Source organism: Clavibacter sp. MX14-G9D, assembly GCF_032917815.1.
In the GTDB taxonomy this organism is placed as follows: domain Bacteria; phylum Actinomycetota; class Actinomycetes; order Actinomycetales; family Microbacteriaceae; genus Clavibacter; species Clavibacter michiganensis_K.
Genome location: NZ_JAVCVL010000097.1, coordinates 1 through 9,652, shown reverse-complemented (window position 1 = coordinate 9,652; position 9,652 = coordinate 1). Strand labels below are relative to the sequence as shown.

Sequence of the window (9,652 nt, the reverse complement as noted above, 5' to 3'; positions counted from 1 at the left end):
GCATCGCGGCCCGCCAGGTCCCCGGCGTCCACGACCTCGGCAACGGCGCGGCCCGTGCCGTCGGCGCGATCCGCAACGTCATCGGGCAGCAGGACCGCGGCCAGGGCGTGTCCGTCGAGGTCGGCGAGACCCAGGTCGCCGTCGACATCACGCTCATCGCCGAGTACCCCGTCGACCTGCAGCAGGTCGCGGACGACGTGCGCAAGTCCGTCACCGACGCCATCGACCAGGTCGTCGGCATGGAGGTCACCGAGGTCAACGTCACCATCACGGACGTGAACCTCCCGTCCGACAAGTCGTCCGACGACGACGCGGCCGAGAAGCGCGTCCAGTGACCCCCACGACCACGGGCCTCCTCGTCGGGGCGGTCCTCGCGCTCTCCGGCCTCGCCTTCGGCTTCGGCGGCTTCCTCCTCGTCCTGATCTTCATGGCCGCAGGCTTCGGCGTCGGCCGCGTGCTCGAGGGCAAGCTGGACATCCGCGGCCTCGCTGACGCCCTCCGCGGGCGTCGGTCGTCGTGACCACCGCGGTGTCGGCCCCCCGGAAGCCCGGGACACCGTCCGGGGCTCCCCGGGGCCGCACCACCATCACGTCGCGCGCCGTGCGCCGCGTCGTCTCCGCCGTGACCGCCGACGCCCTCGAGGTCCCGGCGGGCGACGTGTCCGTCACCCTGACGGACGCCGGCGGCAAGCTCACCGTGGAGGCGCGCACCTCCATCCGCGTCCCCGCCCTCTCGGACCGCCCGGTCCGCGAGGGGACGCTGGTGGAGCGCCTCACCACGGCGCAGACGCAGATCCGCGAGCGCGTGCTCGGCCTCACCGGCTCCACGGTCGGCCGGGTCGACCTCCGCATCACGGGCGCCCGCATCCAGGAACGCAGGAGGGTCTCATGAGCACCGACAGCACCTACCGCCGCCTCGTGCGGCGGGAGACGCACTCGTCGCGCGCCGGCATCGCCATCACGATCGCCGTGCTGCTGATCCTCGTGCTCGCCTGGCTCGGCACCGAGTCGGTCCTCGCGGCCGTCGGCTCCGCGCCGCTGCTCCTCGCCCCCGCGGACGCGGCCTCGGCCGCGCTCGACGCCGCATCGGCTCCGGCCGGGGCGCTCGTCGCGATCGGCGTGGTCGTCGCGATCCTCGGCCTGATCCTCGTGATCGTGGGCGTCGCGCCCGGCAGCCGCGGCCGTCGCGGCGGCAGCATCGGACGTACCGCGGCCGTCGTCGACGACCGCGTCATCGCCCGCTCGATCGCCCTCACCGCCAGCTACGCGGGCGAGGTGTCGCCCGATCAGGTCGACGTCACCGTCTCGAAGCGGCAGGCCCTCGTCCGCCTCACGCCCTCCACCGGGTACACGGCCGACAAGCGCGCCATCGAGGAGGCCGTCCGCGCTGAGCTGGCCGAGTACGACTACACGCCGAAGCTCACCGCCAAGGTGACGCTCGCGAAGAACGGGAAGGTGGGGTCATGACCAGCACGAACCGGGCGCTCAACCGCCTCCTCGTGATCGTGATCGGGCTCGTCCTGATCGCCGTCGGCGTCGCGCTGGGCGCGGGCAGCCTGCTGCCCGACGTCCAGTCCACGGTCTCCGGCGCCGCGTCCGACGCGCAGCAGCCCGTGGGCGACGCGCTCTCGGGCGGCCAGCCGTGGATCCTCTGGGTCGTCGCGCTCGCGGCGCTCGTGCTGATCGTCGTCCTCGCCTGGTTCGCCCTGCGCCAGGGCCACGGACGCACCGGCACCCTGGTGCGCATCGAGGGCGGTCGCGGCGGCGAGACGCCCACGGGCGGCGCGCTCGTCATCGACGCGAAGGTCGCCGCGCAGCTGCTGGAGGACGCCCTGGGCGACGACAGCGGAATCGTCTCCGTCGACGTCACGGCGTTCGAGGTGGGCCACGCCACGACGCTCCGCGTCACCGCGGTCACGCGTCGCGGCGTCTCCCCCGTCGCGGTCCGCCGCACGGTCGACGAGGCCGTCGCGCGACTCGACGCGGTGCTCGGCACCGAGGTGCCGGTCGTCATCCAGATCACCGGGGGCCTCCGCTCGAGCATGTCGAGCGAGACCCGCCTGGCCTGATCCCCGCGGCCGCCCGGTCCGGATCCCCGCGATCCGGACCGGGCGGCCGTCCTCATCCCCCACCCGTACCCCGCTCCGGCCCCCGTGCCGGACCACCGAGGAGACCCCACCATGACCGACGACGACACCTCCTCCACCTCCCGCGGCGGCTGGCTGGGCGGATCCTTCGCCCAGAAGGCCGTGGACCCGCTGTTGCGCGCCGTGCGCGCCGAGATCGACTCCGCGAAGCGGGAGATCGGCGAGCGCGCCCGGTCCGCGCGGTCCGGCGCGATCATGCTCGGGGCCGGCGTGGCGCTCGCGCTCGTCTCCCTGGGGCTCCTCGCCGCCGTGATCGTGGCGCTCCTCCTGCTCGCCCTGCCGCTCTGGGCCGCGACGCTCATCACCCTGGCGCTCTTCGGCATCGCGACGGCGGTCGTCGTGCGCGTCGGCCTGTCGCGGCTCTCGCGCGGCGTCCCCCCGGTGCCCACCGACACCCTGCACCACGCCCGCGACCGCATGCGGCCGGGCGACCGGGGCGCGGACCGGGACGGCGTCGACGGGCCGTCGGTCTCCCCGACGTCCGCGGGCTGAGCCGCCCGGCGCATCCCGCCCGCCGCCCGCTCGCTCGCCGGCCCACCCGCACGATCCCGCCGCCCGCCGTCCCCTGTGGACAGCGGGCGGCGTCGTGCGCGGCACCTGCGTAGGTTGTCCCCTTCACGCCCGCTCGGCCCGGTGGCAGAACGCGCCGCCGTCCCGCCGTCGGACAACCGCAGACCGCCGTCCTCCGGACCGTCGCCCGTCCCCGCGGGCCGTCTGCCGGTGGCCGGCATGGGAGGCACACCGATGACCCTGTCCCGACGCTCCATCCTGGGCGGCGCCCTCGCCGCCGTCCCCGTGGCCCTCCTCGCCGCGGCACCCGCCCACGCCGACGAGGCCGCGCCCGCGGACGCCGGCGCATCCGGCGCCCCCCTCGCCGCGAACGGCCGCCCGGTCGTCCGCGACATCCAGCGGCAGCTCGTCGCCCGCTACGGCGCCCGCGCCGGCTTCCCCGCCGTCACCACCGACGGCGTCTGGACCGGCGCCGCGCACTCCGCCCTCATCCACGCCCTGCAGCTCGAGATGGGCATCCCGGAGGACACGGCCAACGGCGTCCTCGGGCCGCTCACCCGCCGCACGCTGCAGCAGCAGCCCGACCTCGCCGCGGGATCCGCCGACACCACGGGCTGGCTGGTGCACCTCCTGCAGGCGTCGCTCGTCGTCATGAGCACGTGGGACGGGCCCGTCGACGGCGTCCTCTCCGACGAGCAGGGCGTGCGCCTCTCCCGGTTCCAGCGCACGGTGGCCCTGCCCGAGACGGGCCGGGCCGACTACCGCACCTGGGCCGCGCTCCTCGCGAGCAACGGCGACCCCACGCGCCCGGGCACCGCGGCCGACGGCATCACGGTCATCACGCCGGAGCGCGCGCGGACCCTCCGCGACGCCGGGTACACCGTCATCGCCCGCTACCTCACCGACTCCGAGGTGCCCGACGCGCTGGCGAAGCGCATCCAGGACGGCGAGATCGACGCGATCCTCGCGGGCGGCCTCCGGATCGTGCCGATCTTCCAGGAGGGCGGCACCGACGCCACGTACTTCTCCTACGAGCTCGGGGTCCGCGCGGCCGGCCGGGCCGACGACGCGGCCCGCCGCCTCGGCTTCCTGCCCGGCACGCCCATCTACTACGCCGTCGACTTCGACGCGACGCGCGAGGAGGTGGAGGAGAACCTGGAGCCGTACTTCCGCGGCATCCACGCGGAGCTCGACCGCCGCGGCAGCGACTACCGCGTCGGCGTCTACGGCGGCCGCCGCGTCTGCCGCACCCTCGGCGCCGCGCACCTCACCGAGCTCAGCTACGTGGCCGACATGTCCACGGGCTGGGGCGCGAACCTGGGCGTGCGCATCCCGGAGGACTGGGCGTTCGACCAGATCCTCGAGCACCCCGTCGGCACGGGCGACCGGGCGTTCGGCATCGACACGGTCGTCGCGTCCGGTCGCGACGCCGGGCAGAGCCGGGTCGCGCCGCGCGGCTGAGCGGCCTCGTCCCCGCCCCCGTCCCCGCGTCGGGATCAGCGGGGTCGAGGGGCCCCGGGGGCGGCTGCGCTGTGGACCACCGGCGCCCGCCCCCTCGTCCCCGTCGTACGGTGGCCGTCCGTCGCCGTCCGGCCCGGTCGCGCTCCGCGTCCCCCGCCGGCGGAGAATCCCACAGCGCCGCCCTCCCCCGGTCCCCTCCTCGAGCGGCTGGGAGGCCGGGCGGCAGAGGAGGCTGCTCCATGGAACCGTCCCGTCGTGCCGTGCTCACCGGCGCACTCGCCGTCGCCCCCGCCGTCCTGCTGACCGCGGGCCCCGCGCATGCGGCTGCCGCGGCCGTCGGCCGTCCCGTCGTGCAGGACGTCCAACGCCAGCTCGCGACCAGGTACGGCGCGCGACCGGGCTTCCCGTCGGTCAATACGGACGGCAGATGGACGGGCGACACCCAGCGCGCCCTCATCCACGCCCTCCAGCTCGAGGTCGGCCTCGCGGAGACCGTGGCCAACGGGTCCTTCGGGCCGCTCACCCGGGCGAAGCTCAAGGAGCTGCCCGACCTCGTCGAGGGGTCCGTCGACACCACGGGGTTCCTCGGCCACCTGCTCCAGGCCGCCCTCGTCGCCATGACCACCTGGGACGGCCCCGTCGACGGGCGCTTCTCGTCCGCTCAGGCCGCGCGACTCCGCGCGTTCCAGGACTCCGTCGGGCTCGCGCGGACCGGCCGCGGGGACTTCGCGACGTGGTCCTCCCTGCTCGCGAGCAACGGGGACCCGACCCGACCCGGCACCGCGGCCGACGGCATCGCCGTCATCACCCTCGCCCGGGCCCGGGTGCTGCGGGATGCCGGCTACGAGGTGGTCGGGCGCTACCTCACCGACTCGGACCGGCCCGACGCGCTGGCCAAGCGCATCCAGGACGGCGAGCTGGAGTCGATCCTCGCGGGCGGCCTGCGGGTGTTCCCGATCTTCCAGGAGGGCGGCACCGACACGACGTACTTCTCGTACGACCTCGGCGTGCGCGCCGCGGCACGGGCCGACGACGCCGCACGGCGCCTGGGCTTCCTGCCCGGGACCACCATCTACTTCGCGGTCGACTTCGACGCGACGCCGGATCAGGTGGAGCGGCTGGTCCAGCCCCACTTCCGCGGCATCCGCGCGGAGCTCGCCCGGCGCGGGAGCGCGTACGCGGTGGGCGTCTACGGTGGGAGGCAGGTGTGCACCACGCTGTCCGCCGCGCACCTCGCCGACCTCAGCTTCGTGGCCGGGATGTCCACGGGGTGGCTCTCCAACCTGGGGGTGAGGATGCCGGGCAACTGGGCGTTCGACCAGGTGCAGGAGCTGAGCATGGGCCCCGGCGAGACCGGGTTCGACATCGACAAGGGCATCGTGTCGGGGCGCGATCCCGGCCAGTCGCGCATCCAGCCGACCACCTGACGCGCGACGCGGCGGCGAGGCACGCGGGGCCCTCCGGACGATTCCCCCTCCTGGGGGACGTGCGGAGGGCCCCGCTCCGGTCGACTGGGGGCATGGCCCCGTCACCGCTGCGTCCGCCCCGCCCGTCCCGGCCCGCCCGTGCCGCGCTCGCCCTCGCCGTCGCCGCCGTCACGGCCCTCGCGGCCGGCTGCGCGGCGGCGCCCGCGGATCCCGCCACCCCCGCGCCCGTCGCCGAGCCGGTGGTGCTGCCGGACACCCCCGTCGGCGCGCAGGCGCAGTGGCTGGTCGACACCGTCGGATCCGACGACGCCGTCCCCGTGCAGGAGACCGGCGAGCGCCTCGCGCAGGTGATGCTCGACGCGGCGCCCGCCGAGGAGCTGGCCGGCGTGCTCGAGCAGGTGCGCGCCGGACGCCCGTGGACCGTCACCGCGCACGAGGAGCAGGGTGCGCAGTCGGTCACCACCATCGCCAGCGCGGACGCCGGCACCTTCGACATGCAGGTGGCCGTCGACGACGCCGGCCTCATCACGGGCCTGTTCTTCGGCGAGCCGGAGCCCGAGCGCGAGCCCGCGACCAGCTGGGACGAGCTGGAGGAGCAGGCGGCGGCGCTCGGCGGCGACGTGTCGCTCACCGTCACGCGCGTCGAGGACGGCGCCCTGGGCGAGCGGGTCCTCGAGGTGCTCCCGGAGGGCGTCGCCGCGAGCGACGCCCGGCCCATCGGCTCGATCGTGAAGCTCTACGTGCTGGGCGCGGTCGTCCAGGCGGTCGAGGAGGGGCGCCTCGGCTGGGACGACCCGCTCACCGTCACCGACGACGTGCGCAGCCTCCCCTCCGGCGAGCTGCAGGACGCGCCCACGGGCACGGTCGTGAGCGTCCGCGACACGGCCGCGAAGATGATCTCGCTGAGCGACAACACGGCCACCGACATGCTGATCTCGGCCGTCGGGCGGGAGGCCGTCGAGGAGCGGCTGGCGGAGCTCGGGCACTCCGACCCGCCGCGGAACGTGCCGCTCATGACGACGCGCGACCTCTTCCGCGTCGGATGGCAGGACGACGGGGCCCTCCGCGCGCGGTGGGCCGACGGCGACGCGGCAGAGCGCCGCGCCCTCCTCGACGAGCTCCCCGGCGGGGTCCTCGACATCCCCGTCTCCGCCGTGTCGGACGTCGCGTGGACCGACGGCGCCGACTGGTTCGCGACGCCCGACGACATCGCCCGCGCGCAGCTCGGCCTGGCCGCGCTCGCCGCGACGCCCGCCGGGGAGCCCGTGCGCGGGATCCTCGCGGCGAACCCCGGCCTGCCCGAGCCGGAGCGCTTCGACCACGTGGCGTTCAAGGGCGGCAGCTCGGTCGGGACCCTGGCGCTCGCGTACCTCCTCGAGGACGGCGACGCGGCCTGGACCGTGGTGGTGCAGGCCGCGGCGCGCGACGCGGCCGGCCTCGAGCGGCAGTCGGCCTACGCGGGCCTCGCCACCGACGCGGCGGCCCTGATCGCCGACGGCTCCCGTGGTTGACTCCCTGTGCGGCGGGGGCCGCGTGGAGGGGGCACGACGATGAGCGCGGACGCATCCACGACCGGCGACGACCACGCGGACGGGGAGCCGGCCGTGGCGGCCGAGGTCCTCGAGGCGTGGCTGGAGGTCGGGCCGCGACGCCCCGTGCGGCAGGCGGTCCGCGCGATCGGCGCCCTCGCGCTGGCGGCCGTCGGCGGCGACGGCGGGGACCTCGGCCGCGAGTCCGACCTGGTGGTCCGGCGCATCGACACGGGCCGCGAGGTCCTGCGCACGAACGCCGGCTCCCTGTCCGAGGCAGACTTGCTGCTGCAACGCGTGCGGCTCGACCTCGAGACCCGCAGCGTCCGGGACTTCGTCGCCGAGTGGCGGATCGTCGACGGGCATCCGGGCCAGGGGCCGGAACGGGGTGATGGCGATGCGTGACCGCCGGATGCCGCCGCGGCCCTCCGCGACGGCCGGGCGCCTCGCCCGCATCCGCGCCGCCCTCCTCGTGGCGCTCCTGACCGTGCTCGCCGTGCCCCTCGGGCTCGCCGCCCCGGCGCACGCCGACGCCGACGCGTTCTCGTTCCGCTCCTTCGACGCCGTCTACCGGCTCTCGGCCGACGCGGACGGCCGGTCCGTCCTCCGCACCACGGAGACGCTCGTGGCCGAGTTCCCCGAGCGCGACCAGAACCGCGGGATCCGCCGCGAGCTGGTGCGGTCGTACGACGGCCACCCGACCGGGCTCCGCGTCCTGTCCGTCACCGACGAGGGCGGCACCCCGCGCGCCTACGAGACGGAGACCGAGGACGGCGCCCTGGTGCTCACGATCGCCGACGCCGGCTACGTGCGCGGCGAGCAGACCTACGTCATCGAGTACGAGCAGCGCGACGTGACCCGCGCCTACGCCGACACGGGCGCCGACGAGTTCTACTGGGACGTCAACGGCACGGGCTGGGCGCAGCCGTTCGGCCGCGTCACGGCGACCGTCGAGATCCCGCCGGAGCTCCAGGCGCGCCTCACGGGCGGGGCGGACGCCGCGTCCGGGCCCGAGGGCGCCGACGGCCCCGCCGAGATCACGCGCACCGACGAGGGCTTCGTGGCGACCGCAGCCGACCTCGGGGCGTACGAGAACCTCAGCCTCTCCATCGGCTTCGAGCCCGGCACGTTCACGCCGCGCGACTCCTCGTTCCTCGCGGCGCCGTGGCCCACGCTGTCGCTCGGCGGAGCGCTCGTCGCCGTCGCCGCCGCGGTGGGCGCCCTGGTGCTGCGGCGTCGCCGCCTCGCGGACGCGCCCGGCCGCGGCACGATCGTCGCCGAGTACGCGCCGCCGGAGGGCGTCGGCCTGCTGGTCGCGTCCGTCGTGTCCGGGAACGCGGCCCGCGCGACCACCGCGCTCCTGCTCGACCTCGCGGTGCGCGGCGCGCTCCGCATCCTGGAGCGGGACGGCGGTCGGAAGGCCTCGTTCGCGCTGGAGCTCGTGGACCCGGCGCGCGTGACCGACCCCGACGAGCGGCGCTTCGTCGCCGCGGTCTTCGGCGAGGGCGCGGGAGCCGGCCGCGTGAAGGAGCTGAAGCGCGCGGACGCGAAGGTGGCCGCGCGGATCCAGAAGCTCATGGCCGCCGTGACGAAGCGGACGGTGACCGACGGCCTCCGGAAGCCGCTCCCCGTCGGCCCGATCGTGGGACTGCTCGTGGCCGCGTCGCTCGGCATGGCCGCCGCGCTCGCCTTCGCCGTGATCTCGCTCGTGCAGGCCTACGGCGGGCCCGTCGTCATCGCCTTCCTCGTCGTGGGCGTCCTCGCGCTGGTGACCACGATCGTGGCGCTCGTGAAGCACCCGCTCACCGAGCGCGGCGTCGCGCTCCGCGACCACCTCGCGGGCCTGCGGGAGTTCATCCGGCTGGCCGAGGCCGACCGGATCCGCGTGCTGCAGTCGCCCGCGGGCGCCGAGCGGCGCGACCTGCCGCACGACGACCGGGACGTGCTGCGCCTCACCGAGGAGCTGCTGCCCTACGCCGCCATGTTCGGCCAGGAGGAGGAGTGGGGCGACGAGCTCGGCCGCCGCTACGAGCACCAGCGGAGCCGGCCGGGCTGGTACGGCGGGACGGGGCCGTTCGCGCCCGCGTCGTTCGCCGCCAGCCTCGGCTCGGTGTCGTCGAGCATGCACGGCGTCTCGTCCACGTCTAGCTCGAGCGGCGGATCCTCCGGGGGCACCACCTCCGGAGGCGGCGGCGGAGGCGGCGGGGGCGGCGGGGTCTGAGCCGGACGCGGGTCGGCGGGTCCGCGCGGCAGCGTGGCAGCCGGTCAGCGGGGTAGCGGGGTAGCGGGGTAGCGGATCAGCGCGGCGTCGGCCCGGTCCAGTACTCGTAGCGCGAGGCCGTCGCGAAGCCGAGCCCCCCGTAGAGCGCACGGGCGCCCGCGTTCGCCTCGACCACCTGCAGCCAGAGCGCGGTGACGCCGCGCTCCCGCCCGGCGGCGACCGCGGCCGCGGTCACCGCCCGGGACAGGCCGTGACGACGCGCCTCGGGCCGGGTGGCGACCGAGTACAGACCGCCCCAGCCGCCCACGATCGCGAGTCGGGCCGTCGCGAGGACGCGGGCGGGCGTCCCGTCGGCGGG

General features: G+C 76.1%; 12 protein-coding genes. 11 read left to right on the top strand and 1 reads right to left on the bottom strand.

The window, feature by feature from the left end; genetic code table 11:
* The 11 genes from Q6969_RS09250 to Q6969_RS09200 form a co-directional block, all read left to right on the top strand.
* On the top strand, nucleotides 1–335 hold a 335-nt coding region (locus Q6969_RS09250; protein WP_317230172.1), incomplete at its 5' end, for an Asp23/Gls24 family envelope stress response protein.
* A complete protein-coding gene (locus Q6969_RS09245) occupies nucleotides 332–520 on the top strand; it encodes a DUF2273 domain-containing protein (protein ID WP_094114814.1) in 189 nt (62 codons plus the stop codon). The genes Q6969_RS09250 and Q6969_RS09245, both read left to right, overlap by 4 nt.
* Nucleotides 517–891, top strand: coding sequence for a hypothetical protein (locus Q6969_RS09240; RefSeq protein ID WP_094114813.1), 375 nt, complete (start codon nucleotides 517–519; stop codon nucleotides 889–891). The genes Q6969_RS09245 and Q6969_RS09240 overlap by 4 nt, the downstream gene beginning before the upstream one ends.
* Entirely contained in the window at nucleotides 888–1,466 is a 579-nt protein-coding gene (locus Q6969_RS09235; RefSeq protein ID WP_317230171.1) for a hypothetical protein, read from the top strand. Before Q6969_RS09240 ends, Q6969_RS09235 begins: the two co-directional genes overlap by 4 nt.
* The gene (locus Q6969_RS09230) at nucleotides 1,463–2,068 is read left to right on the top strand and encodes a hypothetical protein (RefSeq protein WP_317230170.1); all 606 of its coding nucleotides are present in this window, start codon (nucleotides 1,463–1,465) and stop codon (nucleotides 2,066–2,068) included. Before Q6969_RS09235 ends, Q6969_RS09230 begins: the two co-directional genes overlap by 4 nt.
* A gap of 111 nt (nucleotides 2,069–2,179) precedes the next feature.
* On the top strand, nucleotides 2,180–2,638 hold the full coding sequence (locus Q6969_RS09225) for a phage holin family protein (RefSeq protein ID WP_317230169.1): 459 nt from the start codon (nucleotides 2,180–2,182) through the stop codon (nucleotides 2,636–2,638).
* A 252-nt stretch (nucleotides 2,639–2,890) separates the two neighbouring features.
* The gene (locus tag Q6969_RS09220) at nucleotides 2,891–4,117 is read left to right on the top strand and encodes a glycoside hydrolase domain-containing protein (protein ID WP_317230168.1); all 1,227 of its coding nucleotides are present in this window, start codon (nucleotides 2,891–2,893) and stop codon (nucleotides 4,115–4,117) included.
* Nucleotides 4,118–4,356: 239 nt separating this feature from the next.
* Nucleotides 4,357–5,544: a glycoside hydrolase domain-containing protein gene (locus Q6969_RS09215; protein ID WP_317230167.1), complete on the top strand. Its 1,188-nt coding sequence runs from the start codon at nucleotides 4,357–4,359 to the stop codon at nucleotides 5,542–5,544.
* A 92-nt stretch (nucleotides 5,545–5,636) separates the two neighbouring features.
* Entirely contained in the window at nucleotides 5,637–7,055 is a 1,419-nt protein-coding gene (locus tag Q6969_RS09210) for a serine hydrolase (protein WP_317230166.1), read from the top strand.
* Between the two features lie 39 nt (nucleotides 7,056–7,094).
* The gene (locus Q6969_RS09205; protein WP_317230165.1) at nucleotides 7,095–7,478 is read left to right on the top strand and encodes a hypothetical protein; all 384 of its coding nucleotides are present in this window, start codon (nucleotides 7,095–7,097) and stop codon (nucleotides 7,476–7,478) included.
* Nucleotides 7,465–9,294: a DUF2207 domain-containing protein gene (locus Q6969_RS09200; protein WP_317230164.1), complete on the top strand. Its 1,830-nt coding sequence runs from the start codon at nucleotides 7,465–7,467 to the stop codon at nucleotides 9,292–9,294. The genes Q6969_RS09205 and Q6969_RS09200 overlap by 14 nt, the downstream gene beginning before the upstream one ends.
* A 76-nt stretch (nucleotides 9,295–9,370) precedes the next feature.
* On the opposite strand, the gene Q6969_RS09195 is transcribed toward Q6969_RS09200, so the two are convergent.
* Nucleotides 9,371–9,652, bottom strand: a 282-nt coding sequence (locus tag Q6969_RS09195; RefSeq protein ID WP_317230163.1) for a GNAT family N-acetyltransferase, incomplete at its 5' end; no start/stop codon positions are given.